Raw genomic sequence first — 24,251 nt, forward strand, 5'->3', positions numbered from 1 at the left:
TCCAAGCTGGCCGAGCAGCCTGCCGATGTTCATTCAGCGCGACGGCTTCCGTCGTCAGCGCGCCGATGGGCGTCTGCGTTCGCCGACCGATCTCGGCCCGGGGAAGGTGCGCCGGAAGTCCACCGCCACGGTGCGCACCATCACGCCGCAGATCTGGATGACGCGCGTACAGCTTGAGCGGTTCGGCACATTCTGGGACGTCGACACCAAGGGTGGGGCACTGCCGTTCTGGTTTCCCGAGCCGGGCCGCCACGGCTTTCCGATGCGCAGCGACGACGGTGGCGTGCTGCTTGCCGCCGACGGCTCGCCCCTGCTGATTTCTGCCTGGGTGCTCGTCATGTTCTCGCCTGATGCAGAGCCGCCGCAGGACACGACGACTGCTGACGATCTGTGGCCGGTCAGCCTCTCCCTGGACATCATGCCGTGACGGAAATCAGCCTCGATCTTCGGCAGCAGATGAATGCCGAGCAAGCTGGTGCTGTTCCGATCACCTTGCTCACCTTCGAGCACGACGCTTTGCCAGCGCCGATCAGGATCTCCTCCGACAGGACCGGACGCGTGTCCGACTCGCCGCTGGTCTATGGCACCGTGTCCCGTGGGGAGACCTATCTCTGGGTGCCGCTGTCCGCGATTCTTCCGGATGAGAATGACCAGGCGCCGCCAGAACTGCGGATATCGATCGCGACCATTGATCGCTCGATCTTTCCGGTGATCCGCTCCTCGTCCGAGCCGGCGACGGTGACGATGGAGCTCGTCTATGACGGCGATCTCGACACGGTGCAGGTCTCGATCGGAAACCTCAAGACGCAGGCGGCGCCTTATGACGAAGGGCAGGTCTCGATCGTGATGGGGCAGGATGACTTTGCGCTCGTGAACTTTCCGCGCGGGCGCATGAACCCGATCGTTGCGCCGGGATTGCATCGATGAGCTGGTCGGATGGTTTCATCGGCATTCCCTGGTCACGCGGCGACCATGGGACGAAGAGCACGCATTGCTGGGGGCTGGTCCGTCTCGCGTTTGCCGAGCGGTTCGGCATCACGCTTGCCGACTATGGCCCTGCCCAGGGTCTCGCTCTGGATGCCTCCGCCATCGCCGCGCATCGTGATGTCTGGCCGTGGCGAAAGGTCGAGCATCCGCAGGATGGCGATGTCGTCGTGATCCGGAATGGCGTCGTCGACGATCATGTCGGCGTCATGGTTGGGCGCCGGCTGATGCTGCATGTGCAGCGGGGCAAGAGCGCCGAGTTGGTCGAGATCGACATGGCGCATTGGAAAAACCGCGTCTCGGGCTTCTACAGGCATGCAGCCGTGGGAGATGACGAGCATGTCTAAGGCCCTGCTGACATTTACGCATCCCGAGATACTCAACCCTATTAAGCTGGTCGCTGATCGGACAGTGAAGCCGGATTCGCGTGGCGTCGCCGTTATCAGCCGGCTCAGGTTTGATCCATCGATCGAGCGCAGCCTGTCGCGGCCGGAAGGTGCGACGCTGGCCGAGATCGTCGCCGAGGAGATGGCGGGGGCCGTGGCGCCTGACCTCGACTTCCTCGTCGTTTCGTTGCACGGGCCGAAAAGCGTTGCCGTTGTCGAGCGCCGTCACTGGCATCTGGTGCGGCCGAAGGCTGGCACGACGGTGACGCTCCGCATGCGCCCTGCCGGCGGCGGCGCGCTCAGGAGCGTGTTGTCGATCGCGATCATGGCGGCGACTGCCCTTTTCGCCGCATGGGCGCTGCCGGTGATCGGGCCGCTCGCAACCGCCCTTGCCAGCACAGCGATCGGCGTCGGCGCCAACTATCTGCTGTCGAGCCTCTTCCAGCGCGATGACAAGAAGACGGAGGACAAATACACGATCGCCGGCACGCGCAACCAGGCCAATCCATGGGGGCCGGTGCCACAAGTCTACGGGCAGCATCGCGTCTATCCGCCTTATTGGGCTTTACCCTTCACGCGGGTGATCGGCGATGAGCAGTATCTCGTCGCGCTCTTCGTCATTGGAGAGGGGCAGCATAGCCTCGAGCAATTCCGCATCGGCGAGACGGGGATCGACGCCTATCACGACATCACGACGGAGATCCGCTACGGGCTCGATACCGACACCCCGATCACCCTCTATGAAGAGGTGACCTTCGAGGATGCGGTGGGCGTCGAGCTTGCCTTCGATGATGGCTTCTCGATCCGCACCACGGCCAGCAATGTCGATGCGATTTCCGTCGACATCTATTTCCCGGGCGGCCTGTTCTGGACGGATGCCGATGGCGAGCTGCGGGAAATGGCGGCTTCCTGCGAGGTGCAATATCGGCGCAAGGGTGTCGACTTCGCCCCGGATGGGCCCTGGGTCTATGTGGACGTGATCTTTGTCAACGCGGCCAAGAAGGAATCCTTCTGGCGCACGCTCCGCTGGGAGGTCGACGGCGGTCCGGGCACATTCGACGTCCAGATCAAGCGCGGGAACGTCGAGAGCGACGACAGCAATACGACCGACACCATGCAGTGGACGGTCGTGCGGGGCATGCGCTACCAGCATCCGGTCAATTATCCGCGTCCGCTCTGCCTGGTTGCGGTCCAGATCAAGGCGAGCAAGCAACTTTCTGGCACGATCGACACCTTCAGTGTCGTCGTCGCGAGCCATATCCCGGACTGGAATGGCTCGGCCTGGGTGTCGCGCCCGACGAGCAACCCGGCGTCGGTCTACCGCCATGTGTTGCAGGGGCATGCGACGGCGCTGGCCCGGTCGGATGCGGAGGTTAATCTCGACGCGCTCGCCGAATGGCACGCATGGTGCGAGTCCAAGAGCCTCACCTATCAACGGGTGCACGACTTCGACGCATCGGTGCGCGACGTGCTGCAACAGGTGTCGGCAGCGGGGCGCGCGACGCCCTCGCAGCCCGTGCTTGGCGGTGGAAAATGGTCAGTCGTGATCGACCGGATCCAGACGGTGCTGCGCGCCCACATCACGCCGCGCAACGCCCATAGCTTTTCCGGGGAGGTCAACTATCAGAAGCTGCCCGATGCCTACCGCGTCAAGTTCCTGAACCGCACCAAGTTCTGGACGGCCGACGAACGCATCGTCTTGCGGCCGGGACTTGTCGGCGACCCGCAGCTCTATGAGGAGATCGAGCTGCCCGGGGCGACATTGCCCGTGGTTGTCGATCGTGAGGCAGGGCGGCGCTTCCGCATCCAGCAGAGCCGCTATGAGACCTGGTATGCGTCGCAGGATTTCGAGCACCTCGTCGCGCCGCGCGGTTCGCTGGTGCGCATGGCATGGCCGATCATCATGCCAATAGGGAGCGGCGAGCCGTCGCGCGTCAAGTCAATCGAAACGGCCTACACGGCAGATGGCGAAAAGCGCATCGTCACTCTCGACGAGCTTGTCACCATGGAAGCAGGCAAGGATTATTGCATCCGTTTCCGACAGGACGACGGCCAAACGTCTCTATGGGTCATCATAACCGAGGATGGCGAAACCAACACCGTCACCCTCGATAGCGGTGGGGCAGAGCCACAGCCCGGCGATTTGGCCTTCTTTGGCGAACTCGACGCCGATTCCATTGACTGTGTCATTGCCAATATCGAGGCGCAGCGCGACCTCGGTGCGCGGTTGACCCTGGTCCGGCATGCGCCGGAGATCGAGAGCCTCGCCGATGCCTAGCCCTCCCTGGGCCGCGCGTGCGCCCGGCGCCCCTGTCATTGTCGCAGTTCAATCGGGCTCGGCATCGGTCGCGATCGACAGCGGCTCGGCGCCGACGCCCTTGCTGGTCCGCCTGCGTCCGGGGCCGGGATTCGTGCCGGTGCACCACTATGTCGTCACGGCAACGCCGGCCGGCGGCGCGCCGATCGAGGTGACCGTTCCCGCGGCCTCGGCGCGGGCACAGTTCAACGACATCGCTGCGGGGACGGAAGTCGCGATCACTGCCGTCGCCGTCAACGCCTATGGCGTCGAAAGCGACCCTGTCGACCAGAGCGGCGTGATCGTTCAGGTGCGCGACGATCTGCCGGCCAATGCCGTCAACCTTCGCTATACCGGCCTCGTCGGCGGTGTCAGGCGCTTTACATGGGATGCCGACCCGGCATCGACCGCGGCGCAGCTCAACCGCATATCGCAGTTCGTCATGCGGTCCCGGCCGGGCTCCGGCTGGTCATGGGCTGACCTTCGCCCAATGCGTTTGCTTGTCGGCTACCCGCCCTTCGACACGGTCGAGCCCCTCACGGCCGGGCCGCACACGATCGGCATCGCGGCTGCCGACATCTATGGCCGCCTGTCGCTCGTCCCTGCCGTCGTCGACGTGACGCTCGACACCAGCGCGGAGTCGCGCGTCGGCAAGCTCGATCTGTCCAACCCGGCAAATTCCGCCTGGATCTAGGGATCATCATCATGACTTTGACCACAATCCCCATCCTTGACGGGACGGGGGCAGCCTTCGATCACTCTGCGGTCGACGACGGCAGCGGCAACATCCTGCTCGGCCGGGTGGCCTTTACGGCGGATGGTCTGACCCCGGTCAATCCGAGCTCGGAAGAGAAGCAGGACGCGATCATTGCGGCGATCGCCGGCCTCTCAGCCGCGCGCTGGCAGAGCGGCCCCGTCGTGCTCACGAATGCCGATCAGGCGCTTAAGGCCGCCGGTGCTGCCGGGGTCAAGAATTGGACGACCTGGGGCGTCCTGATCTGCGATGCGACATGGACTGCCAACACGGTCGATATCCGCGACGGCACGACTGTACTCTTCAGCCTGCCGCTGCCGGCCGGCGCTGGCTATTACCCGATGCCGGCGGGGCTCGCTCTTGTCGGTTCGGCGGCGACGGCACTCAACATCAAGGCGGCATCCGCCGTGACCGGCACCTGTACGGCCAATTTCGGCGGCCATTTCGGCTCAGCCTAACCCTTCACGCTTGCCCCTTCATCTTCGCCTCGTCGATCGAGAGAGGTCGTCTCCGCATGCCCGACAATTTCGCGAACCTGCTGCCGCTCGTTTCGTCTGTCGACGATCTGATGGGCAACAAGACGGTAGACGGCGTCACCTCGACAGTGCGTGTCCCGCGCGCCAACATCACGAACGGAGCGTCGCCGGCGGATATCATTGCGGTTGCCGACCGCGCAACCGCGCTCGAGGCGGACCTTGCCCCTGGCGCCCGGGTGATGCGTGGCGGCGCCAATATCGCGTCGGCCGCGTCCATCGATCTCGGCGCGGCGACAGGCGACTTCGCGGCTATCACCGGCACGACGACGATCGCCTCGCTCGGAACGGCGCCGGCCGGGATCGAGCGGACGGTCTATTTTACGGGCGTGCTGACGCTGACGCACAGCGGCACACTGGTGCTCCCGACTGGCGCCAATATCACGACGGCGGTCGGTGACGTTGCGGTATTCCGCTCGCATGGGTCGGGAGCTTGGCGGTGCGTCAGCTATATGCGCGCGGATGGCAACCCGGTCACCGGGTCGATGGGCGGCAAGGTCGACAAGACGACGACCGTGTCGGCGTCCGGCATGGCGTCGGGTGGCGGGGCGCTCGACGCCAACCGCACCATCACCGTAACCGCGGCGACCGATGCCGAGATCCTCGCCCGCACGGCGAACAAGGCTGCCGATGCGCGCGGCGTCGGTGTCCTCGTCGACGCGGCCGTACGCGGCCTTCGCCAGAACCGCATTCCCAACGCCTATTTCACGCGCGACTTGATCGGGCAGGTACTGCCCTACGGCTACACGTCGGCCTTCTCGTCCTCCGGTGGCGGCGTGCTCGCCGCGTCGGCAATCGCGGCTTTTGCCAACAAGCCGCTCAAGACCGCCAATGCGCTCAAGGTTTCGTCGTTCTACAACGGCACCAACAAGACCGACTTTCAGCTGCGCTCGCCGATCTTCACCGTGCCGGATGCCCTCGCCGGCGACACTACGGCGACTGTCCGCTATGTGTGCCAGCTTTATCTCGGCTCGGCCAACGTCTCCGTCACGGCCCTCTCGTCTGGCTATGCCAATGCTGACGGCACTGGCACGACTTATACGCTGACGCCGACCAAGATCTCGACCGATGTCGTCGGCGGCTGGGCGACGGTGATCTTCGACGTGCCGATCAGCAATGCCGCAGTGCGTTCGCTCTTCATCGCGCTGCGCCTGATGGCGCTCACCTCCGGCGGCAACTTCTCGGCCGACAGCTATGTCGTCGGCATGTTCGCCGACTTCAATCGGTCTGACGTCGACACACCGGATTTCAGCGCCGGCGAGCAACTGGTGATTGATGCGGGACAGGTTTCGCCTGCCATTGGCAAGCCGCATCTGCTCGGCGGCAACCGCATCCGCAATCCCCTGTTCACCGCCGATCCGGTCGGCGCCAGCTATACCGGGCCGCCTTCCGAATACACCGTTGGAATCGGAAGCGGCTTTTCCTTGGCGCCCTGGTCGATTGTCTCGACGGTGACGCCCTTCAAGACGAAGCAGGCGTTTCGGGCTTCCATCTCCTATGACGGCACGACCAAGACCGAAGTGCAGCTTCGGCAGACGGTCGATCTCCCGCCCGATCTCGTCGGCGACACAACGGCCGTCGCGCGCCTGATCTTCTATGTGAAGGTCGACGACCTCTCCAAGGTCGCGCTCTCGATCGTAACCGCGATGCTCAATGACGCGCTTGCGTCACAGGGCACGCCGACGCCGGTCAAGCGCTCCTCGGATGGTCCGAACGCGACGTGGTTCCCGATCATCTATGACATCCCGATCACGGTCGGAACGACGACGAAACTGCAAGTCTTCATGCGCCTGTCTGCGCTTTCGACGGCCGGGAATTTCACGGGCACGATTGATGTCACTGGCGTCTTCCTCGGCTTCAACCGGCCTGAACAGACGGTCTATGACAAGAACGCCGACTATGACGCCGAGCTGGCGGCCAAGAAGGCGCTGCCGAATATCGCCAGCAACTCGGCCGCCTTCTTCGGCTCGAACAAGGCCAAGAATGCCCTGTTCATGGGCGATGCCATCGGCCTGACAGCGGCGCCTGCTGGATGGGCTCTCAGTTCGGGCGGAACCGGCGCGACGAAACCGAACACCGAGATCGTCGCGACGCAGACGCCGTGGTCGGGAGTCGAGCAGGCGCTTCGCGTCTACCTGACCTCGACCGGCGCCGCCTGGTCGGACCTTCAGCCGCGGCAGACGATCGCTGTCCCCAGGGAACTTCAAGGGCGGACGGATGCTGTCCTCAAACTGATCTTCTTCGTGCGCGCCGACGCGGCGCAGGTGGCGCAGGGCTTCAACCAGATCACCGGCCTCGTCACGATGTATGACGCTTCCGGGGTCTCGCTGGGTTCGGCGACCATCACCAAGGTCTCGACCGACAATCTGGTCGCCGACACCTGGTTTCCGGTCATCATCACCGCGCCGATCACAAACGCCTCGGCCCGGTCGCTGCTGGTCTCGGCCCGCGTGCAAACGGCGCATGGTGCCTATGCCGGCGGCCTCTGCGATCTCACCGGCTTCTTCATGGGGTTCAATCGGCCTGAGCTCACGACCTTCGAGCGCAACCTCAACGACGATATCGATCAGCGTGCCAAGGTGCAGGCGCTCGCCGTCAACGCCGGCAGCTCCAACCTGACCCGAGTCAGCACTTTCGACCAGTATTCGGACATCCTCGGCAATATCCTGCCGATGATCCCCGACAGCATCATCAACTGCCCCGGCGACAGCCTCACCGATCTCGATTGGGCGGCGGTCATCGCTGCGGCTTATGCTGCAGCCGGGCAGACGCGCACCGTCCGCAACCTCGGTATCGGCGGCGAGGCAAGCTATGAAATCGTCAATCGAGCGCAGGGCTACCAGCCCTATGTGACCGGCATCACCTGGTCGACCGGGACGATCCGTTTGCGTGCCCGGCGCGCTGTACCGGCACGCACCTTCAACACGACGTATCGCGCCTACTGGGAGGCCTACGGGGCGCGGATCGCCGAGCCGACCGCCGTCGAGTTCTTCAACGCCAACGGGCGCATCGGCAAGAGCTTCAGCCGGCTGTCGGCCTCCGGCGCGGTGTCGGGCGCGACGATCACCGCCAACGGCCATCCTTTCGCCAATGGCGATACCATCTTCGTCCGCGACGCCGTCGTTCCGACCGGCATGTACAAGTACAAGCCCTATTACGTCCGCGACGTGACCACGAACACCTTTGCCGTGGCCGAAGTGAGCGGCGGCGCCGCGATCACCTTCACCTCGGCGGTGACAGTCACCTTCCTTGGCGATTTCTACCTCGATTGGGATTACACGACCGGCGTCGATCACACGATCACGGCCGTTACGCATACCAATTGGGACAAGAGCGCCCAGATTACGATGGCCTCCGTCAACACCATCAACAAGATGGGGTCGCCGGCGGCTGACTTGGCGCAGCTCAAGGCGGACACCCGCGCGCTGATCGCGCAGCTCAAGACACTCTCGAAGCGGTTCCTGATCCTGACGCTTTCGGTCGATGCGAGCTGGACGATCGGCACGCCCGAATACGACACCGTGATGGCCTACAACGCCTGGGTGCTCGCCGAGTACCCGAACAATTCGGCCGACCTCTACGCCTTCCTGCGGACACTCGGCGACGGCTCGGCCAACGACAATGCCGACATCGCCGCCGGCATCATCCCGCGTTCTCTCCGGGTCGACAGTGTCCATTGGAACAACGCGACGACTCAGGTCGGCAACTGGATCTATTCATCCTTTCTGGCGCCGCGCGGCTGGTAGCGCCCCGCGGATTACGGCCTCCCGTCTGAACTCATCCACCTTCGGAGTTATCCATGCAGCTCGTCAGTGATTGGCGCGCGTTGCTCAAGCACGCGTGGACGGTTCGATTTTTCGCGCTTGCAGCGATCTGCGCCGGCGCAACGCAGGCTCTGCCGGCGCTCATCGATGTCATCCCGCCCTGGCCCTATGCCGCCCTGATGTTCATCGCTCAGGCCGGCAGCATCGTCTTTCCGGTCCTCGGCATCCCCGCGCGCGTGGTTGCGCAGCCCAAGACGCTCGGAGGTGACGATGCCGGTCAATAAGATCCAGAGCAGCCGGCGGGCGAGAACAGCGATCGCCGGAGCCGGAGCGGCCGGCGCCGTGGCTTTGGCAAGCGTTGTCCTGATCCAGCCATGGGAGGGCCGCAGCCTCGTCGCCTATCGCGATATCGTCGGCGTGCTGACGATCTGCGACGGCGACACGGCGAATGTCCGCCCTGGCATGAAGGTGACGCCCGCCGAATGCGATCGGCGCCTCGCCGTCCGTGTCCGCCGCGATTATTTCGAGCCGCTCAAGGGTTGCATCTTCGGTTTCGAGAAGCGGCCGATCAGCTGGCAGGCGAGCATGATCTCGCTTGCCTACAATGTCGGGACCGGCGCGGCCTGCAACTCGAGCGCGGCCCGGCTCGCCCGGCTCGGCAAGCTGCGCGAGAGCTGCGAAGCGGCGACGGCCTTCAACAAGGCTGGCGGCAAGACGGTTTCCGGCCTCGTCAAGCGCCGCGAGATGGGCGACGCGACCCGGATCGGCGAAGCCGAGCTTTGCGTGAGCGGGCTGTGATGGGTGCGCTCTCGCCGATCCTTCGCAGCATCGATAGAGCCGGCAAGTTGGCGTTCTACTGCCCAGGCTGCCGTACCGAGCATGTCGTCCGCCTGAAAACGCACGGTGGCCCTCATGAATGGGATGGAAACGCTAAAGCGCCGACGCTCACGCCAAGCATCCTCTATCCCGGAGCCTGCCATTCCTTCGTGACGAACGGACGCATCCAGTTCCTCGGCGATTGCGCGCATGAGCTCGCTGGGCAAACGGTCGACCTGCCGCCGTGGCCGGGAGCCGACCCATGAGCCTCCCCTCCGTCTTGGGCCTCAAGGGCTTGGCGATCGCCATCGTCGTCGGCGCGGCGGTCGGCGGCTTCGCTTCCTACAAGGTGACGCGGGCCTTCGCCGATCGCGAGATCGCCGCCTACAAAGCGGCCGCCGTCCAGTCCCGTCTCAATGCCGCAAAGGCCGATCTTCGCATCGACAAGGGCGCCCGCGTCGACGCCGCGGCCGATGCCGATGTCATCGCCGAGACGGACCGTCGCAATCAGGAGATCCTGCATGCCCCGCCCGCGTCTTCTGGTTCTGATTGCGACGACACTGTTGGCGACGCTGGCGCTCGCTGGATGCGATCGATCCGATAGATATCTCGCGATCGAGCAGCGCAGCCTGCCGGCAAAGCCGGACTATGTCCGCGAAGTCTTTGTCGCCGATCCGCAACCGACGGCGAAATGGCGCGACGTCGCCGGCGCCGAGCGGGCCGGCCGGGTCAAAGCGAACAAGATCATCGACTGTTTCGGCCGCTGGTACGATCGCCAGCGCGAGCAATACGCGATGATCGGCGAGCGGGCAGCGACGGCAACGGTCGAGGTCTGCAAGGCCGGGGTGGTGCCGAAATGATCCTGCCCGACGAAGACTATCAGGTACTGCCGTCGGAGAAGCATACCGACATCCCGAAATGGACGCGCGACCTCCTGGACGAGCTGCGGCCGGAGGAGGTCGAGGCGCTCCGGCGCGTCGCACGGCTCGGACCGGAGGGCACGGCACAGCTGCTGGCGGCGATCGAGCTCGCCCGCTCGGTCGGCACGGTCGCGAAGTTCGTCAAATGGCTGGTGATCGGCTGCCTCGGCATCTTCTTCGCCTCGATGCTGTTCGCCGAGAAGATCATCACGCTCCTCTCCTGGATCAGCAAGGGAAAGGGCCAGTGATGCGCACGACCCGCATTGTCCTGATCTTCGCCTTCGGCGTCATTGCCGCCATGCTCGGCGTGTGGGCCGGCGACCGCAACCCGGCGACGGAAAGCCTCCTCGCCGAGGCGCGACCGCCGGACGTTTTGCCGGGCGGCCAACTGCACATCGCCTATGAGTTCCGCCGCTACCGGCTTTGCCCGCGCGAGACACAGCGGACGATCTTCGACGGGCAGAATATCCGCTTTGACCTCGGGACGCAGATGCGGGCTCTATCCGGGCCGGTCGGTGCGGACAGTTATGTCCAGCCGATCACGGTCCCGCCGGCCGCCGCACCGGGGCCAGCGCGCTATCGCGTCATGATCTATGACTACTGCAATCCGCTGCACCGGCTATGGCCGCTCTCGAAGGTGATCGAGATCCCGTTCACGATCCTGCCGGAGACGCCTCTCCCCTCGAATCGGAACTGATTCGCTCGGCCCGCCTTGAGTCCCCCGACTCGACAGGAGGCGACCATGGGCCATCCATTCCCGCGCGTATCAGTCTGGGAGACGGCGACCGCGAGCCGCGGCCTGACCGATGTCGAGGGCGCGGCGCGCTGGCTGCTCGATCAATGGCCGGATAGGGTCCGTCGTCCGCGAAGCTATCGGCCGGCTCTGAAAGCCTGCCTCGATGTGCTCGAGGGCAATGGCACGGTCGAGCGCGCCCGCGCTGCGCTGATCAAAGCCGCGGCCGATGCGGACATCCTCGACAAGGCATGATGGCGTGCGTCTACGGCGGTCCGTGCGGCCCAGCCTCGACCTTCTCCCACATCTCGCGCCAGGCATCCATTGCCGCCTCGATCGACGCGGCCATGCCGTTCTGCACGCCGGGCGGACGGCCGACGATCGCGGTGACTGACCAGGTCACATGATAGCTTGGCAGCTTGTGCTCGATGATCGTCCCGACCGTGCGGCCGTCAAGCATGACGCGGTAGATCTGCGACGGGTCGACCGGGTTCGATTTGATGCGACGCAGGCGGAAGCGGGTGTCATTCATGACGGAGGCTAGTGAACGAGTCGGGAACGAGACTGCACGGATATTGCACGAATATCTGTGCAGGTTCACGCCATGTTCTGCCGTTCCGTGCCGAATGCGATGATATGGCAAACCGAGAAGGCATTGAAATCATTAGGAAAAATGGTGCTGCAAGAGAGGATTGAACTCTCGACCTCTCCCTTACCAAGGGAGTGCTCTACCACTGAGCTACTGCAGCGTCGCGGCGCGCTTGGCGCGGACGGCGGCCTTACTGCCACAGTGGGGCGGGCGGATCAAGCGGCGTCGGGGGCCGGGGCGCGCTTTCCTCGCGCCTGTGGATGGCCGGTGGTTTTCCGATCGGTGATTCGGGGTTAGGGTTCGTGAACATGACTGACAAGATCCAACCGCCCGAAAAGGCGAAATCCAGCGCGAACACTCAGGGACAGCGCGAGAAGGATGCTCGCGCCGCGCGGCTGGCCGCAGCGCTCCGCGCCAATCTCGGCAAGCGCAAGGCGGCCGCCCGCGCCGCTGCCGTCACGCCGCCTTTGGAAGGCGTGCCCGACGACAAGATGCCCTGACGGCTTGCGCAGTTCAGGCGCGATGCCGGCCTGCGGAACGCCGGAGCCCGCTATCCTTGAGTCGGCCCCAATCCTCATGTAATCAGGCCGGCTTCAAGCTTCGGCGGCTGTCCGCCTTGCCGGTGATTCGAACACGGGGCCCCCTTCATGGACAAGATTCGCATCGTCGGCGGCGCGCGCCTCAACGGCACGATCCCGATCTCCGGCGCCAAGAATGCCGCGCTGCCTCTGATGATCGCGAGCCTTCTGACGGATGAGACGCTGACGCTGGCGAATCTGCCGCGCCTTGCCGATGTCGCGCTTCTAAAGCGCATCCTCGGCAATCATGGCGTCGACATGACAATCTCCGGCAAGCGCATCGGCGAGGCCGAGCTTTCCGGCGAAACGGCCCACTTCACGGCCCGTACGATCGTCGATACGACGGCGCCCTATGAACTCGTCTCGAAGATGCGTGCCAGCTTCTGGGTGATCGGGCCGCTGCTCGCCCGCGAGCGCTTCGCCAAGGTTTCGCTGCCTGGCGGCTGCGCTATCGGAACGCGGCCCGTCGATCTTTTCCTTGAGGCGCTGACGAGCCTCGGTGCGTCGATCGAGATCGATGCTGGCTATGTCATTGCCCGCGCCCCGGACGGGCTCAAGGGCGGACGTGTCGTCTTCCCGAAGGTCACTGTCGGCGCAACGCATGTGACGATGATGGCCGCGACCCTGGCGCATGGCGAGACGGTCATCGAAAATGCCGCCCGCGAGCCGGAAATCGTCGATCTCGCCGACTGCCTGATCAAGATGGGCGCCAAGATCACGGGCGCTGGCACCTCGACCATTCGCGTTGAGGGCGTTGATCGCCTGCATGGCGCCCGCCATGCCGTGATGCCTGACCGCATCGAGGCTGGCACTTATGCGATGGCCGTGGCGATGACCGGCGGCGACGTGCTGCTCGAAGGCGCGCGGCACGACACGCTGGTGACGCCGCTCGAAGTGCTGTCCGAAGTCGGTGCCGAGGTCACGGTTACCAATACCGGCATCCGCATCTATCGCAACGGCGCCGACCTGCAGCCGGTCGACGTCGTGACGGAGCCCTTCCCTGGCTTCCCGACCGATCTGCAGGCGCAGCTGATGGCGCTCGTCTGCCGCGCCAAGGGCACGTCGCATATCCGCGAGACGATCTTCGAGAATCGCTTCATGCATGTCCAGGAACTGGCCCGGCTTGGCGCCGAGATCCATCTCGACGGCCAGAACGCGACGATCGTTGGCGTACCGGTGCTGAAAGGCGCGCCTGTCATGGCGACCGATCTTCGCGCATCGGTCTCGCTGGTCATCGCGGGTCTCGCCGCCGAGGGCGAGACGATGGTCAACCGCGTCTATCATCTCGATCGCGGCTTCGAGCGGCTCGAGGACAAGCTCTCGCGCTGCGGCGCCACGATCGAGCGCATCAGCGGCTAGGTGAGTCTTCCCAAGAAGAGCTTGCGCTTTCAACGCGCCATTCCCACCTTCGGGCCAGAACATTGGCTGTGCCAAAGGGGTGCGTAGTGATGGATAGACTGAAGCTCGTCGCTTTCGATCAGGACGATCTCGCTGTCGTTTCGGCACATGTCCAGGATGCGGTGCTGAAGGTCAAAGACATGACTTTCCTACCCAAGGAAGGTCGTTTCGCTGCCGTCATCAACCGCTTCGTCTGGGAAAAGCCCGCTGAGGGCACGGTTCGCAAGAGCTGGGAGCGGCGGCGTGCTGGCTTTCATTTCGACCGCGTCTCGGCCGTCCGCTCGATTGGCATCGACCGCAGCAATCCCGACGCCGTGCTCGACCTCCTCGCCATCGCCTTCGACAAGGCGGAAGAGCCCGCCGGAACCGTCACGCTGATCTTCGCCGGCGGCGGCGCCATCGCGCTGGACGTTGAATGCATCGAAGCCTCGATCAGCGATTTCGGCCCGGCCTGGGCCACGGCTTGCTGCCCGCAGCATGACGTCGATACCGCCGACGCCAAGGCTCCAGCGACGATGAAGGCCTGAGAGGGACTGCCTAGCAGATAGTCTTCCGCCCGCGGGCCAACCGCGCTAGACACGTCGCGCCATCAGAAGGAGCCGTGTCTTGGCCATTCGTCTCGATCAGTCCGAAGCCGATTTCGAGCAGCGTTTCGTCGCGCTGCTCTCCGCCAAGCGCGAGGTTTCCGAGGATGTCGATGCGACCGTGCGCGCTATCCTCGCCGATATTCGCGCCCGTGGCGATGCAGCCGTTCTCGAATATACGGCGCGCTTCGACCGCCTGCCCCTGACGGCCGAGAAGCTGCGCGTCAGCGAGGCCGAATTTGAGGATGCGGCGCTCGCCGTCGAGGACAAGACGCTGGCGGCGCTGACCTTGGCTCGCGACCGCATCCGCGCCCATCATGCTCGCCAGAAGCCAGTCGACGATCGTTATGTCGATGCGCTCGGCGTCGAGCTCGGCTCGCGCTGGACGGCCATCGAGGCGGTTGGGCTTTATGTGCCAGGCGGCACCGCGTCCTATCCGAGTTCCGTGCTGATGAACGCCGTCCCGGCCAAGGTCGCCGGCGTCGACCGTGTCGTCATGGTTGTTCCCTCGCCGGACGGCATCATCAATCCGCTGGTTCTGGTCGCTGCGAAGCTTGCCGGTGTCGACGAACTCTACCGGATCGGCGGCGCGCAGGCGATCGGTGCGCTCGCCTATGGGACGAAATCCATCCCGCCGGTCTACAAGATCGTCGGGCCGGGCAATGCCTATGTGGCGGCCGCCAAGCGGCAGGTATTCGGAACGGTCGGCATCGACATGATCGCCGGCCCGTCGGAGGTACTGGTGATCGCGGATGGCGACAACGATCCGGACTGGATCGCCGCCGACCTCCTGGCGCAGGCCGAGCATGACACGGCGGCGCAATCGATCCTCATCACCGACGATGCAGGCTTTGCCACCGCGGTCGAAGCGGCCGTCGAACGGCAGCTGAAGACATTGCCGCGTGGTGAGACGGCCGCGGCCAGCTGGCGCGATTATGGCGCGGTGATCCTCGTCGCTTCGCTCGCCGACGCCGTGCCGCTGGCCAACCGCATCGCGCCGGAGCATCTCGAAATCGCCGTGGCCGATGCCGGGCCCTATCTCGAAGGCGTTCGCAATGCCGGGGCGATCTTCATCGGCCGCTCGACGCCCGAGGTGATCGGCGACTATGTCGGCGGCTCGAACCATGTCCTGCCGACCGCGCGCTCGGCCCGCTTTTCCTCCGGTCTCTCGGTGCTCGATTTCATGAAGCGCACGTCGCTGCTGAAAACCGGGCCGGAGCAGCTGCGCGCGCTCGGTCCAGCGGCGATCACCCTGGCCGAAGCTGAGGGGCTCGGGGCCCATGCCCGGTCGGTGGCTATCCGGCTCAATTTGTAGCAGGATCGCGGGCGGAAGCGCGCCAGGGGGGCCGGACCGGAGACCGATGACGGACGGGAGCGAGGACGAGGCAGGACGACTGGTCGCCGTCGAGCTGGACGGCGCCTCGATCGGGCGCTCGACGCCCGATGTCGAGCATGAACGGCGGATCGCGATCTACGACCTGATCGAGGATAACCGCTTCGTGCTGCCCGGCCATCCGACGGGCGCTTATCGGCTGCATCTCGCCGTACGCGACAGCCGCCTCGTCTTCGACGTGCGCGACGCCGACGACGGGCCGCTGGTGCTGCACATCCTGTCGCTGACGCCGCTCCGCAAGATCGTACGCGACTATTTCACCATCTGCGACAGCTACTATGCGGCCATTCGAACCGCGACGCCGAGCCAGATCGAGACCATCGACATGGGGCGGCGCGGCGTTCATGACGAAGGTTCGCAGCTGTTGATGGATCGCCTCGCCGGCAAGATCATCGTCGATTTCGAGACGGCACGGCGGCTGTTCACCCTCGTCTGCGCGCTGCACTGGAAGGGTTGAGCGCTTGGGCGCGGGGACCGACGGCGCCGTTGCACCGCCTCCTGCCCCGGCGACAGCCCGGCCCCCGCGCTCCGTCCTCTTCGTCTGCGGCATGAACAGCGTGCGCTCCCCGATGGGGGCAGCCATCACACGGAGGCTGTTTCCACGCGGGCTCTATGTCGCCTCGGCCGGCGTCCGCAAGGGCGAGCCGGACATGTTCGCCGTCTCAGTCATGGAGGAAGACGGCATCGACATCTCCCGTCACCGGTCGCAGACGATCGAGGATCTCGAGGATACCAATTTCGACGTCGTCATCACGCTTGCGCCCGAAGCGCATCACCGCGCGCTCGAATTGACCCGCACCATGGCGGTGTCGGTCGAATACTGGCCGACCGCCGATCCGACGCTGACAAGCGGCACGCGTGAACAGATCCTCGACGCCTATCGGGCGGTTCGCGACCAGCTCGCCGAGCGGATCAAGGCGCGCTTCGGCTGGATGCCAACGGGCAGCTGATTGGGGCGCCGGCGCTATGCCTTTGTGGACGAAATGATTAGTGTCCGCCGCGTGATTGTTCTCATTCCGGATTTCCGATGACCGATACGCCGAAGCTCCTGCTCGCCTCCGCCAGCCCGCGGCGCCTGCAGCTCCTTGCCCAGGCGGGAATCGAGCCGGATGGGCTGATTCCGACCTCGCTCGACGAGACGCCGCTGAAGAACGAGTTGCCGCGCAGTCTCGCCAAGCGTCTCGCACGCGCCAAGGCAGAGGCGGCGCTGACGCTGTCCGCGCGCAATCCCGAGCAGGCCGGCTCCTATATCCTGGCCGCCGACACGGTCGTCGCCGTTGGGCGGCGCATCCTGCCTAAGGCCGAGTTTCAGGAGGAGGCGTCGGAGTGCCTGCTGCTGCTGTCGGGCCGATCGCACCATGTCTATACGGCGGTTGCCCTCGCAACGCCGAAGGGCACGATACGCCAGCGCCTCGTCGAAACGAAAGTTCGCTTCAAGCGACTTTCCCGGCTTGAGATGGAGACCTATCTAGCCTCCGGAGAGTGGCGCGGCAAAGCCGGCGGCTATGCGATCCAGGGGCTTGCCGGCAGCTTCGTCGTGAAGCTCGTCGGATCCTACCCTTCCGTGGTCGGCCTGCCGCTCTTCGAAACGATCACCATGCTGGAGGGCGAAGGCTATCCAGCCAAGAAGGGTTGGCTCGAGCCTGCCTGACGGACCAAGAGATGACCGACGACAAGACGACACCCGCGCGCGCGGCCGATATCCTGCCGCTCCGCCCACGCCGCCCCTGCCCGATCTGCGGCAAGGATTCGCAGCGCGATGCCTATCCGTTCTGCTCCAAGCGCTGCAAGGATATTGACCTCAATTCTTGGCTTTCCGGCCGCTACGCGATTCCCGCCGTCGAAAGCGAGGACAGCGACCCGGTTCTCGACGACGATGGCGCGGCCGACGATCGGTGAGCGGACAAACCATCCACAACGAGCGTTTCGAGGCTCTGGACAGGTTCGGCGCGCTCCCCTATAAGGCCGCAGTCTTCGCAGCGCCAAGCGCGCCGCGCGGGGGCCTGGGTAGCTCAGTTGGTAGAGCAGCGGATTGAAAATCCGCGTGTCGGTGGTTCGATTCCGCCCCCAGGCACCAAAGACCTTTGAAATCAAACAGTTGGGCCGGTTGGAATCCCTGAAATATCCCAACCTGTTCACGGTCTATTCGGCTGCCGTTTTTAGCTGGCGTCGTTGATCCGACGCAGAACGTTCTCAGCCATCTTCCGCTGCCGAGCGCTGCGCGTGTAGCGGTCGATTTCCTTCGTGGTCGTGTGGCCGGTGATCGACATGATTTCCCGGTCGGAACAGCCGAGCTCCGCGAGCCGAGCGGCAGCCGCTTTCCTCAGACCATGCGACGAACAGTCCGACAGTCCGGCATCGTTGCACCACTTGCGCATCCGGTTGCCAAAACCGTTGCCGGTGAACGGCTTCCCGAATGTCGTCTTCAGATAGGTCAAGTCGCCCGTGGGGCTGGCGTCGATGATACGCTGAAGCTCCGGGATGATCGGTATCTCCATACGGGCCGGCTTGCGGTTTCTGCCCTTGAATTGTGTGAAAATCAGCCAACCGTCGCGGACGTGCTGCCTGCCGAGAACGACGATGTCGGAGCGCCGCTGGCCGGTATAGAGCAGCAGCGCCATGGCGAGACGCGCCGTCGTCCCGACAGGGTAATGCTCTTCGAACCTCTCGACCTCATCTAGCGTCCACGCATGGAAGCCGTCGCCCTGCCGCGGCTTGTAAGCGACATCGCGCGCGTGGTTGGCAGTGAGCTTCTCCGTCGTCTCGGCTTCCATAGCCCAGGCGAAAATCTGTCGGAATGCTTTGACGCGGACGTTCGCCGCCTCTGGCAGTCGCGCCTTCCTGTCACGCAGGACCTTGATCGCCTTCGGTGTCATCCGGTCGAGCGGGAAATCGGCATAGAGCGTCTTCGCGCCAGGCTCTGTCGGCTCGTTCAAGCAGTGTTCGACCACCTGCTTGCGGACATACCGGGTTCGCTCATCGAGCGACATGAAGGCGTCCGACTGGTAGTACGCCTCGCAGAGCCACCGGAGGGTGTCTGGCATTGCCGCGCGCAGACGCCGTCCCTCCTCCTTCGCTCTCATCGGCTTCGGCGCAATCCGACCTGCGCAAGCTTCTTGGTATGCCGCGATCATCTCGGGCGAGTTGGGCTCGCCAGGCAATGCGATCTTCCTGCCCCCTGGCGGCTTGTAGTAGTATCTTATTCGTCCGTGCCGATCGGTGTCGGCATGGACATACTTCGGCAAATCTCTTGCCATAGCCATGCGCTCCTACGCCCGCACGCTCCCCCATGGATCGTCGCGGGCGTTTTCATCAGGGAGCGCATCAAAGCACTGGTCAAGCCTGCGCAGATCCCAAATGGTCCGAGCGTTAACGCGCTTCGGTCCGGGCATGCGTCCATCTTTGACCATCTCGTCGAACAGGGTGGGGGAGACGCCGACATAGGCGGCTGCTTCGGCTCGGTTCAGCCCCCTTGGCGCCAGAGATCGGGGCAAGACGTCTTTAGCCTGTGCCATGCTGCCCTACCACCAGCGAGCCTCGTCGATATCCGAGAATCTCGGCTGCTCGAAAGTGATTGGCGACGAGCACCTGGGCAAGGCTGCCCTTGCCTACCGGGAAGCGGGCGAACCGCCGGCCGGCAATGATGAGCGTCATGGCGTGCAGGATATGGTTCATGCCACCATGCCCCGTCTGATCAGTTCATCACGGAGATCCTGCTTCTCGGCTTCGGTGCGAGGCCGTAGCGAGCCGGTGAGCCGCATCACTGCGTCGGCAGCTTCACGGTCGAATGGGCGATCGAGATCGACGTCGAAGCCGCGCGGGTAGAAGTTCGTGTAGATGGCATCCCTGCCATCCGTCCATCCGCCTCGAACGAGTAGGAGTGAATGGCCTTCGGCTTCGACGGCGGCGATATAGTCGGCGGCCCGGTTCATGTGGCACCCCCCTTCTGCTTTGGGGGCAGCGCCTCGAGGTCGTCACGGACCTTCTCGCCGAGGTCACGAGCAACCCAAAGCAGAGCCGACAGTCGAGGCCATTCGCCTTGACCGCCGGCGCCCGCTTCCTCCAGGACCATGTCGACCATCGTGTCGAGCAAATGATAGAGGTGTCCAGCATCGCTGCTGATGTCGTCGAGCGTGGCCTGAGTCATGCCGCACCGCCCTCAGGCTGCGCCACGATCTCGCCGATCAGGCTTGAGATAAGCGATCCCAGGATGGTAGAGGCGGTGCTGGTGCCATCTTCGTCTGCCCAATGTCGAATGGGATCGTCCGCGGCCGCGATCGAAGCCCAGGCTCTTGCCTTGACCCGGAAGTCATCCAGCGTCACTGCGGGCTGGGTTGCAATGTCGTCTAGCAGGCCGAAATACTCGTCGGCGGCCGCGTCGTAACCCCTCTCGACGACGTCATGCCCGTTGTCGAGCTCGAAGGCTGTAAAAGCCCTCCGCCAACCGTCGCGGGCGAACGCCAGTTCCTCGACCCGCTTGCGCACTTCGTCCGTGAGATTCGGTCTACCGCCGACGGCAGCGGACACCAGGCGGTCAATCGCATAATCGCTGTATGGCCTGCCCAACTCCGGGGTCAACCCCGGATTGAACAGGCGGCGATCAGCAGGCAATGCGGTAAGCGCCGCAGGTCTCATCGCGCTGATAAACCGGCTGCGGCTTGCGTTCACGGCACTCATATCCGCCTCAGCCTGCCGATAAGCTGGCAGTATCGCTCCAAGCCTTTCGCCGAGCTCCACCAGAGACTGAAGTGCCGTCGCGGCGTCGGCGCATGCGCCCTCTTTCGCCGGCGAGGCCGACGTACTATCTTCCTGCCTTGTCATCTTCGGGTTCTCCCGTTGGTGCCGGCGACGACGGGGCTTGTTCCGCCAAGATCACTGCCCCGTCGCCGCACCCCTCAGCAGTGCCGGATGGCGCCCGCCAAACTCGAAATCATCCTGCCTGCTTGCTCGCGGCCGGTTCATGTCCCCGCTTCGGGGGCAGACGACGCGGCAACGCTCTTCATCCCCTCGTCGATCAGGAACCGGATCGCCTCGGCACGGCTGTTCAGCCGACGGGCGAACCGGATGTCGTCGACCGCCTTCACCTCGCTCTGGCTCATGTGAAGCGCGATTCGTTCGGATCTAACATCCTCAGCGCGGGGATCATTCATCCGTGGTTACCTTGTGCCAGTGGCACTTCATGTGCCGTTAACGATGATGCTAGTTGTGCCAGTTGTGCTAGTCAACGACGATTCAGCGCTGCTTGTGCTATCTGTGCCTGTAGCGTATGTTGCGCCGCATGACTGACGAGCCCAAAGATGAGCCGAGAGATCAGCGGATACCGATCATGATGTCGGCGTCCGAGGTACAGGCGATTGATGACTGGATGTTCGCCAACCGCATCAGAACGAGAGCGGAAGCGGTCCGCCGGCTGTGCGAGACGGGTATTGCGGTTGACAGGCATGTACTCTTCGAGAGCCGCCTCGCGTTGGCGGACGCGTTCTCCGGTCTGGTCCGCGCTCTCGTCGACCCGGAGCAGGTCGAACCGAACAGACTCAAATTCGAGGGCGCTGGCGCGGCCACAGAGCGACATATCCTGGATAGTTTGAAGGAATTGGCTGCGGCGTGTTTAGCGGTCGACAGCCAACTTGAAGTGCTGTTAATAGCCCGTGGCATCGGGGACATTGCATCCGCCAAGCAGATGGGTGCGAGGCCTGCCGAATTTATGTCGTTTGTTCGCCGCATCGAAGAAATTGAGGAGCGGGAACGTGGGGAGCGCCAACAGGCCCGAAAGAACTCCCGTCGCGCACTGCAACTGGACGAGGATTCAAACGAGGCGATCGAGGCTCGAACGACAGACGATACGACACGCGAGTGAATTGGCCTGGTGATCATGACTTCGCGCCATCCAAATCGGTGACGTCGGCATCGAACGTCATGCGTGCGCTGCCAATCGAGGCGATCATCTGAGCCAGCCGGCCGCAGCGTTCGGCTACACCATGGGCGATGCCAGCGACCTTGCCGCTGTGCTGGTACTCCAGTCCCTCGATGACAACTGCCAGTCGGGTCATGGTCTGGTCGAAGTCGCCGAGCTGATCAAGGAGATTGCGGGCCTCGACGTCGGAGTTCTCCTGCGCGCTGAGAAATGCTCTGTGCGTCTCGACAGATTTCCGCAGGGCCTCCTCGATACCGCGCAGTCGATCGGCGCTGGCCTTCGCCTCCGCTTCTTTGCGGCGCGCCTCGCGGACGTCCTCAGCGACTTCGGCCAACGCAGCCCGCGCGGCGGCGGCGCCCTGCGCTTCGGCGGCAGCCGCGGCTTCAGCCCTTACCTTCTCGATCTCGCCGGCTAGTCGTTCGATTTCCGCCTTCGCTGCGACCTCGGCTTCCGCGCGCGCTTGCACGCGCACGAGCTCGGCGTTCTCCGCCAGGGCCTCTGCCTGCTTCTTAAAGCTGGCCATGTCGGCCCAAGCCTGCTGAGCATCGGCGCGCGCCCTCTCAGCCGTTCCAGTTGCACGAGCCGCTCTCGCCTCTGCTTCAGCGGCGTCGCCGAGTGTCTTGGCCAGCTCCTTTTTGAGCCGCTTGATCTCGACAGCTGATGTCGGATCTCCTTCACCGGCGCGAGCAAGCACGTCCTCGACGACATCGTCGGGAGTTGAGGGCGCTGCGAGTTCGTAGAGAGCGGTAACAGGCAAATTGCCCAGCGTGAGCATTTTGGCGCCGAACCGATCCGCCACCGCCATGAAGCGCTCGGCACTCTGCCTGCTCATGCCAAACTCAGCTTCGATCCATGCGAGAAACTTCCCATGGCCGAGCTCGGCCTTCACGAAGTGCAGGTCCCGGCCAATTTCGATTATGTCGGATGCCGAACGCTGCATCCGAAGCCGGATGCGCGCCGCGGCCTCGCGAATGCTTCCCGTATCGTCCAGCCCGAGCGAGTGATAGTCGAAGGTCGCGACCTGGTTCACCGTGCGCCTCCCCGGAGTTTGCGAAGGGCGTCGAGCTGAACGGCGAACTGCTCTGCCATCTCCTTGACCCTCGCCTTAATCTCGGCGCGGGTCCATGACGCGGCGATTCCGGCGAGGATCACTTCGGCCGCCGTGCGTTCCGCTACCTGCAGGAAGCTCAGTTCCGTGGCGCTAAAGGTGTCGCGCGAATCGTCAGGGATCTCCTTTGCCTCGCGCGCCTTCACATTCAGGCCAAAAGGCGCGTAGATCGTGCGCGTCATGTTGACATAGGCGAGATCGGGCCGGCTCGCACCCTCGCCGTTGCCGTCGATATATTCGACGAACGCTTGAATGGCTTCGGTCAGAGCAGCACGGTCGGCCTTGCCGGCTTCGCGAATAGCCTCAAGGTGCCGAGACCGCGGAGCTGAGACGCCGCCGTTCGAAGAGTGACTTGCCAGGATATTCATTGAAGCTCCGCCGCATGAGAACGGAGCAATTCAAGCACGACTTGATCTCTTCGTCAAGCGTCACTTGATATTCGTCTGACCCCCTCGGAATCTCCGATGCTCGACCAGCACTCCGATAATCCGGTCGTAACTGTCATCAAGCGAAATCGTCTCGGTCAGAAAATCGGGATTGCAAGGCACCAGATCGGCGAGAAGGTCACCCTCCTTCGATCGGCGCAGCATCCGAAGCTGCCGCAAACGAGGAAGGGGATGGTCTAGGCCCCTGAAGAACACCATGTCGCCCGGCTCTGCTGTTATGCCAGTGTCCCCGATAACCAAATCTCCGATAATATAGTCGGGCGAATTGCTCTTGTCCGCAACAGAAAGGGCGAACAAATCCCCTATTCCGTCTCGTTGCGCCAACACTGTAGTATCATCGATCTCCGATGTTGGTGTTTCCCGACCCCACTGACCGAACGACTTGAGTTCTAACCAGTCAATCATCTTGGCGACACGTCTTCGGTAGGGTTCGATATCAAATTCTCGCCCCTTCGGAACGCGCTTTTCGGCTCCGCCGTTGACGAGCCACTCGTAGTCGACAGCATAGAGCTCAGACAAGAGCATCATGCGATCCATTGCCGGCCTGGTCCGCCCAGTCTCCCATTGCGAAACGGACTGAACACTGATGTTCAGCCGATCCGCGACGACCTGCTGCGACAAGCCGGCAAATTGGCGGGCCTCTCGGAGGCGGTCGCCCAAGGTTTTCTTTTCATCGGTCATGGCGGCAGCATAAAGCGCCGCTTCATCAGCCGATATCAAGTTTCACTTGAATTCGTGCTTAATTTCTGCTTGATATCAAGAATGAGCAAAAAACCCCCGGCAATTTCCCTCGCGATCCAGGCTGTCGGCAGCGCCAAGGCGCTGGCGGAACAGCTTGGAATCTCCCTTCAAGCCGTTTCTCAATGGAAGTGCATCCCGTCAGGCAGGGTGCTGGCCGTTGAGCGCGTGACGGGGGTGCCCCGCCACGTCTTGCGTCCGGATATCTATCCGGCCCAACGGGAACGCTTCGTGGAGTTGGGTCAATCCGACATCCATAAGGTCCAGCCCCAATGACATCGATCTATCTCGACTGTCCAAACGGTGTGTGGGCCTTC

35 protein-coding genes and 2 tRNA genes are annotated in these 24,251 nt (G+C 63.9%); 26 read left to right on the forward strand and 11 right to left on the reverse strand.

Features of this window, described 5'->3' with window-relative positions; all coding sequences use genetic code 11:
• The first annotated feature begins 25 nt into the window (after positions 1 to 25).
• The 15 genes from BUB39_RS05900 to BUB39_RS05970 are packed head-to-tail and all read left to right on the forward strand — an operon-like array spanning position 26 to position 11,441.
• A complete protein-coding gene (locus BUB39_RS05900; RefSeq protein WP_139251346.1) occupies positions 26 to 427 on the forward strand; it encodes a hypothetical protein in 402 nt (133 codons plus the stop codon).
• Positions 424 to 927 (forward strand): hypothetical protein, encoded by a 504-nt coding sequence (locus BUB39_RS05905; protein ID WP_084526922.1) that lies wholly within the window; start codon positions 424 to 426, stop codon positions 925 to 927. The genes BUB39_RS05900 and BUB39_RS05905 overlap by 4 nt, the downstream gene beginning before the upstream one ends.
• On the forward strand, positions 924 to 1,331 hold the full coding sequence (locus tag BUB39_RS05910) for an NlpC/P60 family protein (protein ID WP_073052008.1): 408 nt from the start codon (positions 924 to 926) through the stop codon (positions 1,329 to 1,331). The genes BUB39_RS05905 and BUB39_RS05910 overlap by 4 nt, the downstream gene beginning before the upstream one ends.
• Positions 1,324 to 3,648 (forward strand): TipJ family phage tail tip protein, encoded by a 2,325-nt coding sequence (gene gpJ, locus BUB39_RS05915; protein WP_139251347.1) that lies wholly within the window; start codon positions 1,324 to 1,326, stop codon positions 3,646 to 3,648. Before BUB39_RS05910 ends, gpJ begins: the two co-directional genes overlap by 8 nt.
• The gene (locus tag BUB39_RS05920) at positions 3,641 to 4,360 is read left to right on the forward strand and encodes a hypothetical protein (protein WP_073052011.1); all 720 of its coding nucleotides are present in this window, start codon (positions 3,641 to 3,643) and stop codon (positions 4,358 to 4,360) included. Before gpJ ends, BUB39_RS05920 begins: the two co-directional genes overlap by 8 nt.
• An 11-nt stretch (positions 4,361 to 4,371) precedes the next feature.
• On the forward strand, positions 4,372 to 4,878 hold the full coding sequence (locus tag BUB39_RS05925) for a hypothetical protein (RefSeq protein WP_073052012.1): 507 nt from the start codon (positions 4,372 to 4,374) through the stop codon (positions 4,876 to 4,878).
• Positions 4,879 to 4,934: 56 nt separating this feature from the next.
• Positions 4,935 to 8,699 carry a hypothetical protein gene (locus tag BUB39_RS05930; protein WP_073052013.1) on the forward strand — a complete coding sequence of 1,255 codons (3,765 nt, stop codon included), beginning with the start codon at positions 4,935 to 4,937 and terminating at the stop codon, positions 8,697 to 8,699.
• A 53-nt stretch (positions 8,700 to 8,752) separates the two neighbouring features.
• Positions 8,753 to 9,001 carry a DUF7940 domain-containing protein gene (locus BUB39_RS05935; RefSeq protein ID WP_073052014.1) on the forward strand — a complete coding sequence of 83 codons (249 nt, stop codon included), beginning with the start codon at positions 8,753 to 8,755 and terminating at the stop codon, positions 8,999 to 9,001.
• The gene (locus BUB39_RS05940; protein WP_073052015.1) at positions 8,988 to 9,515 is read left to right on the forward strand and encodes a lysozyme; all 528 of its coding nucleotides are present in this window, start codon (positions 8,988 to 8,990) and stop codon (positions 9,513 to 9,515) included. Before BUB39_RS05935 ends, BUB39_RS05940 begins: the two co-directional genes overlap by 14 nt.
• Positions 9,515 to 9,799 carry a ubiquitination-like system serine protease family protein gene (locus BUB39_RS25700; protein WP_073052016.1) on the forward strand — a complete coding sequence of 95 codons (285 nt, stop codon included), beginning with the start codon at positions 9,515 to 9,517 and terminating at the stop codon, positions 9,797 to 9,799. The genes BUB39_RS05940 and BUB39_RS25700 overlap by 1 nt, the downstream gene beginning before the upstream one ends.
• Positions 9,796 to 10,137 (forward strand): hypothetical protein, encoded by a 342-nt coding sequence (locus BUB39_RS05950; protein WP_073052017.1) that lies wholly within the window; start codon positions 9,796 to 9,798, stop codon positions 10,135 to 10,137. The genes BUB39_RS25700 and BUB39_RS05950 overlap by 4 nt, the downstream gene beginning before the upstream one ends.
• Entirely contained in the window at positions 10,097 to 10,393 is a 297-nt protein-coding gene (locus BUB39_RS05955; RefSeq protein WP_073052018.1) for a hypothetical protein, read from the forward strand. Before BUB39_RS05950 ends, BUB39_RS05955 begins: the two co-directional genes overlap by 41 nt.
• Complete coding sequence (locus BUB39_RS05960) at positions 10,390 to 10,701, forward strand: hypothetical protein (protein WP_073052020.1); 312 nt, start codon at positions 10,390 to 10,392, stop codon at positions 10,699 to 10,701. The genes BUB39_RS05955 and BUB39_RS05960 overlap by 4 nt, the downstream gene beginning before the upstream one ends.
• Positions 10,701 to 11,150, forward strand: coding sequence for a hypothetical protein (locus tag BUB39_RS05965; protein WP_073052022.1), 450 nt, complete (start codon positions 10,701 to 10,703; stop codon positions 11,148 to 11,150). Before BUB39_RS05960 ends, BUB39_RS05965 begins: the two co-directional genes overlap by 1 nt.
• A 45-nt stretch (positions 11,151 to 11,195) precedes the next feature.
• A complete protein-coding gene (locus tag BUB39_RS05970) occupies positions 11,196 to 11,441 on the forward strand; it encodes a DUF982 domain-containing protein (RefSeq protein WP_073052023.1) in 246 nt (81 codons plus the stop codon).
• A gap of 10 nt (positions 11,442 to 11,451) precedes the next feature.
• Here BUB39_RS05970 and BUB39_RS05975 read toward each other — a convergent pair whose 3' ends face one another.
• Both BUB39_RS05975 and BUB39_RS05980 read right to left on the reverse strand, forming a co-directional pair.
• The gene (locus BUB39_RS05975) at positions 11,452 to 11,718 is read right to left on the reverse strand and encodes a hypothetical protein (protein WP_073052024.1); all 267 of its coding nucleotides are present in this window, start codon (positions 11,716 to 11,718) and stop codon (positions 11,452 to 11,454) included.
• Positions 11,719 to 11,860: 142 nt separating this feature from the next.
• Positions 11,861 to 11,935 (reverse strand) — tRNA-Thr (locus BUB39_RS05980).
• A gap of 148 nt (positions 11,936 to 12,083) precedes the next feature.
• On the opposite strand from BUB39_RS05980, the gene BUB39_RS05985 reads away from it, so the two are divergent.
• From BUB39_RS05985 to BUB39_RS06025, 9 genes are all read left to right on the forward strand, one after another.
• On the forward strand, positions 12,084 to 12,275 hold the full coding sequence (locus tag BUB39_RS05985) for a hypothetical protein (protein WP_073052025.1): 192 nt from the start codon (positions 12,084 to 12,086) through the stop codon (positions 12,273 to 12,275).
• Positions 12,276 to 12,422: 147 nt separating this feature from the next.
• On the forward strand, positions 12,423 to 13,712 hold the full coding sequence (gene murA, locus BUB39_RS05990) for a UDP-N-acetylglucosamine 1-carboxyvinyltransferase (RefSeq protein ID WP_073052026.1): 1,290 nt from the start codon (positions 12,423 to 12,425) through the stop codon (positions 13,710 to 13,712).
• A gap of 89 nt (positions 13,713 to 13,801) precedes the next feature.
• Positions 13,802 to 14,278 (forward strand): DUF2948 family protein, encoded by a 477-nt coding sequence (locus tag BUB39_RS05995; RefSeq protein WP_073052027.1) that lies wholly within the window; start codon positions 13,802 to 13,804, stop codon positions 14,276 to 14,278.
• Between the two features lie 79 nt (positions 14,279 to 14,357).
• The gene (hisD, locus tag BUB39_RS06000) at positions 14,358 to 15,650 is read left to right on the forward strand and encodes a histidinol dehydrogenase (RefSeq protein WP_073052028.1); all 1,293 of its coding nucleotides are present in this window, start codon (positions 14,358 to 14,360) and stop codon (positions 15,648 to 15,650) included.
• A 46-nt stretch (positions 15,651 to 15,696) separates the two neighbouring features.
• Positions 15,697 to 16,185, forward strand: a complete 489-nt coding sequence (locus BUB39_RS06005) for a UPF0262 family protein (RefSeq protein WP_073052029.1) — start codon at positions 15,697 to 15,699, stop codon at positions 16,183 to 16,185.
• Between the two features lie 4 nt (positions 16,186 to 16,189).
• Positions 16,190 to 16,678 (forward strand): arsenate-mycothiol transferase ArsC, encoded by a 489-nt coding sequence (locus BUB39_RS06010; protein WP_073052031.1) that lies wholly within the window; start codon positions 16,190 to 16,192, stop codon positions 16,676 to 16,678.
• A 77-nt stretch (positions 16,679 to 16,755) separates the two neighbouring features.
• Positions 16,756 to 17,379: a Maf-like protein gene (locus tag BUB39_RS06015; RefSeq protein ID WP_073052033.1), complete on the forward strand. Its 624-nt coding sequence runs from the start codon at positions 16,756 to 16,758 to the stop codon at positions 17,377 to 17,379.
• 11 nt (positions 17,380 to 17,390) lie between these two features.
• Complete coding sequence (gene yacG, locus BUB39_RS06020) at positions 17,391 to 17,627, forward strand: DNA gyrase inhibitor YacG (protein ID WP_073052034.1); 237 nt, start codon at positions 17,391 to 17,393, stop codon at positions 17,625 to 17,627.
• Between the two features lie 102 nt (positions 17,628 to 17,729).
• A tRNA-Phe gene (locus tag BUB39_RS06025) sits at positions 17,730 to 17,805 on the forward strand.
• Positions 17,806 to 17,887: 82 nt separating this feature from the next.
• Here BUB39_RS06025 and BUB39_RS06030 read toward each other — a convergent pair.
• From BUB39_RS06030 to BUB39_RS25430, 6 genes are all read right to left on the reverse strand, one after another.
• A complete protein-coding gene (locus tag BUB39_RS06030) occupies positions 17,888 to 18,772 on the reverse strand; it encodes a tyrosine-type recombinase/integrase (protein WP_244540159.1) in 885 nt (294 codons plus the stop codon).
• Between the two features lie 457 nt (positions 18,773 to 19,229).
• Positions 19,230 to 19,403, reverse strand: a complete 174-nt coding sequence (locus BUB39_RS25425; RefSeq protein ID WP_175561750.1) for a hypothetical protein — start codon at positions 19,401 to 19,403, stop codon at positions 19,230 to 19,232.
• A complete protein-coding gene (locus BUB39_RS06040) occupies positions 19,400 to 19,660 on the reverse strand; it encodes a hypothetical protein (RefSeq protein ID WP_073052038.1) in 261 nt (86 codons plus the stop codon). The genes BUB39_RS25425 and BUB39_RS06040 overlap by 4 nt, the downstream gene beginning before the upstream one ends.
• Positions 19,657 to 19,875, reverse strand: a complete 219-nt coding sequence (locus tag BUB39_RS06045; RefSeq protein ID WP_073052039.1) for a hypothetical protein — start codon at positions 19,873 to 19,875, stop codon at positions 19,657 to 19,659. The genes BUB39_RS06040 and BUB39_RS06045 overlap by 4 nt, the downstream gene beginning before the upstream one ends.
• Positions 19,872 to 20,549, reverse strand: a complete 678-nt coding sequence (locus BUB39_RS06050) for a hypothetical protein (protein WP_073052040.1) — start codon at positions 20,547 to 20,549, stop codon at positions 19,872 to 19,874. The genes BUB39_RS06045 and BUB39_RS06050 overlap by 4 nt, the downstream gene beginning before the upstream one ends.
• A 137-nt stretch (positions 20,550 to 20,686) precedes the next feature.
• Positions 20,687 to 20,827 (reverse strand): hypothetical protein, encoded by a 141-nt coding sequence (locus BUB39_RS25430; RefSeq protein ID WP_175561751.1) that lies wholly within the window; start codon positions 20,825 to 20,827, stop codon positions 20,687 to 20,689.
• A 227-nt stretch (positions 20,828 to 21,054) separates the two neighbouring features.
• Here BUB39_RS25430 and BUB39_RS06055 point away from each other — a divergent pair, with 227 nt between their 5' ends.
• On the forward strand, positions 21,055 to 21,585 hold the full coding sequence (locus BUB39_RS06055; protein ID WP_175561753.1) for a hypothetical protein: 531 nt from the start codon (positions 21,055 to 21,057) through the stop codon (positions 21,583 to 21,585).
• Between the two features lie 13 nt (positions 21,586 to 21,598).
• On the opposite strand, the gene BUB39_RS06060 is transcribed toward BUB39_RS06055, so the two are convergent.
• Genes BUB39_RS06060 through BUB39_RS06070 form a run of 3 tightly spaced genes read right to left on the reverse strand, consistent with a single transcriptional unit; the run spans position 21,599 to position 23,916 of the window.
• Complete coding sequence (locus BUB39_RS06060; RefSeq protein ID WP_073052043.1) at positions 21,599 to 22,672, reverse strand: DUF3102 domain-containing protein; 1,074 nt, start codon at positions 22,670 to 22,672, stop codon at positions 21,599 to 21,601.
• Positions 22,669 to 23,118 carry a hypothetical protein gene (locus tag BUB39_RS06065; RefSeq protein WP_073052044.1) on the reverse strand — a complete coding sequence of 150 codons (450 nt, stop codon included), beginning with the start codon at positions 23,116 to 23,118 and terminating at the stop codon, positions 22,669 to 22,671. Before BUB39_RS06065 ends, BUB39_RS06060 begins: the two co-directional genes overlap by 4 nt.
• A gap of 60 nt (positions 23,119 to 23,178) precedes the next feature.
• On the reverse strand, positions 23,179 to 23,916 hold the full coding sequence (locus BUB39_RS06070; protein ID WP_139251349.1) for a helix-turn-helix domain-containing protein: 738 nt from the start codon (positions 23,914 to 23,916) through the stop codon (positions 23,179 to 23,181).
• 42 nt (positions 23,917 to 23,958) lie between these two features.
• Between BUB39_RS06070 and BUB39_RS06075 the strand changes: the two genes are divergently transcribed.
• Positions 23,959 to 24,210: a transcriptional regulator gene (locus BUB39_RS06075; RefSeq protein ID WP_073052047.1), complete on the forward strand. Its 252-nt coding sequence runs from the start codon at positions 23,959 to 23,961 to the stop codon at positions 24,208 to 24,210.
• Positions 24,211 to 24,251 lie beyond the last annotated feature (41 nt).

The sequence above is a fragment of the Kaistia soli DSM 19436 genome, assembly GCF_900129325.1.
GTDB classification, from domain to species: Bacteria; Pseudomonadota; Alphaproteobacteria; order Rhizobiales; family Kaistiaceae; genus Kaistia; species Kaistia soli.

Excerpts from the sequence above, each read along its gene's own strand:
- BUB39_RS05900 (WP_139251346.1), top strand. The coding sequence starts at position 26 with ATGTTCATTCAGCGCGACGGCTTCCGTCGTCAGCGCGCCGATGGGCGT.
- BUB39_RS05910 (WP_073052008.1), top strand. The coding sequence starts at position 924 with ATGAGCTGGTCGGATGGTTTCATCGGCATTCCCTGGTCACGCGGCGAC.
- gpJ (WP_139251347.1), top strand. The coding sequence starts at position 1,324 with ATGTCTAAGGCCCTGCTGACATTTACGCATCCCGAGATACTCAACCCT.
- BUB39_RS05920 (WP_073052011.1), top strand. The coding sequence starts at position 3,641 with ATGCCTAGCCCTCCCTGGGCCGCGCGTGCGCCCGGCGCCCCTGTCATT.
- BUB39_RS05925 (WP_073052012.1), top strand. The coding sequence starts at position 4,372 with ATGACTTTGACCACAATCCCCATCCTTGACGGGACGGGGGCAGCCTTC.
- BUB39_RS05930 (WP_073052013.1), top strand. The coding sequence starts at position 4,935 with ATGCCCGACAATTTCGCGAACCTGCTGCCGCTCGTTTCGTCTGTCGAC.
- BUB39_RS05935 (WP_073052014.1), top strand. The coding sequence starts at position 8,753 with ATGCAGCTCGTCAGTGATTGGCGCGCGTTGCTCAAGCACGCGTGGACG.
- BUB39_RS05940 (WP_073052015.1), top strand. The coding sequence starts at position 8,988 with ATGCCGGTCAATAAGATCCAGAGCAGCCGGCGGGCGAGAACAGCGATC.
- BUB39_RS25700 (WP_073052016.1), top strand. The coding sequence starts at position 9,515 with ATGGGTGCGCTCTCGCCGATCCTTCGCAGCATCGATAGAGCCGGCAAG.
- BUB39_RS05950 (WP_073052017.1), top strand. The coding sequence starts at position 9,796 with ATGAGCCTCCCCTCCGTCTTGGGCCTCAAGGGCTTGGCGATCGCCATC.
- BUB39_RS05960 (WP_073052020.1), top strand. The coding sequence starts at position 10,390 with ATGATCCTGCCCGACGAAGACTATCAGGTACTGCCGTCGGAGAAGCAT.
- BUB39_RS05965 (WP_073052022.1), top strand. The coding sequence starts at position 10,701 with ATGCGCACGACCCGCATTGTCCTGATCTTCGCCTTCGGCGTCATTGCC.
- BUB39_RS05970 (WP_073052023.1), top strand. The coding sequence starts at position 11,196 with ATGGGCCATCCATTCCCGCGCGTATCAGTCTGGGAGACGGCGACCGCG.
- BUB39_RS05975 (WP_073052024.1), bottom strand. The coding sequence starts at position 11,718 with ATGAATGACACCCGCTTCCGCCTGCGTCGCATCAAATCGAACCCGGTC.
- BUB39_RS05985 (WP_073052025.1), top strand. The coding sequence starts at position 12,084 with ATGACTGACAAGATCCAACCGCCCGAAAAGGCGAAATCCAGCGCGAAC.
- murA (WP_073052026.1), top strand. The coding sequence starts at position 12,423 with ATGGACAAGATTCGCATCGTCGGCGGCGCGCGCCTCAACGGCACGATC.
- BUB39_RS05995 (WP_073052027.1), top strand. The coding sequence starts at position 13,802 with ATGGATAGACTGAAGCTCGTCGCTTTCGATCAGGACGATCTCGCTGTC.
- BUB39_RS06005 (WP_073052029.1), top strand. The coding sequence starts at position 15,697 with ATGACGGACGGGAGCGAGGACGAGGCAGGACGACTGGTCGCCGTCGAG.
- BUB39_RS06015 (WP_073052033.1), top strand. The coding sequence starts at position 16,756 with ATGACCGATACGCCGAAGCTCCTGCTCGCCTCCGCCAGCCCGCGGCGC.
- yacG (WP_073052034.1), top strand. The coding sequence starts at position 17,391 with ATGACCGACGACAAGACGACACCCGCGCGCGCGGCCGATATCCTGCCG.
- BUB39_RS06030 (WP_244540159.1), bottom strand. The coding sequence starts at position 18,772 with ATGCCAGACACCCTCCGGTGGCTCTGCGAGGCGTACTACCAGTCGGAC.
- BUB39_RS25425 (WP_175561750.1), bottom strand. The coding sequence starts at position 19,403 with ATGAACCATATCCTGCACGCCATGACGCTCATCATTGCCGGCCGGCGG.
- BUB39_RS06040 (WP_073052038.1), bottom strand. The coding sequence starts at position 19,660 with ATGAACCGGGCCGCCGACTATATCGCCGCCGTCGAAGCCGAAGGCCAT.
- BUB39_RS06045 (WP_073052039.1), bottom strand. The coding sequence starts at position 19,875 with ATGACTCAGGCCACGCTCGACGACATCAGCAGCGATGCTGGACACCTC.
- BUB39_RS06050 (WP_073052040.1), bottom strand. The coding sequence starts at position 20,549 with ATGACAAGGCAGGAAGATAGTACGTCGGCCTCGCCGGCGAAAGAGGGC.
- BUB39_RS25430 (WP_175561751.1), bottom strand. The coding sequence starts at position 20,827 with ATGAGCCAGAGCGAGGTGAAGGCGGTCGACGACATCCGGTTCGCCCGT.
- BUB39_RS06055 (WP_175561753.1), top strand. The coding sequence starts at position 21,055 with ATGATGTCGGCGTCCGAGGTACAGGCGATTGATGACTGGATGTTCGCC.
- BUB39_RS06065 (WP_073052044.1), bottom strand. The coding sequence starts at position 23,118 with ATGAATATCCTGGCAAGTCACTCTTCGAACGGCGGCGTCTCAGCTCCG.
- BUB39_RS06075 (WP_073052047.1), top strand. The coding sequence starts at position 23,959 with ATGAGCAAAAAACCCCCGGCAATTTCCCTCGCGATCCAGGCTGTCGGC.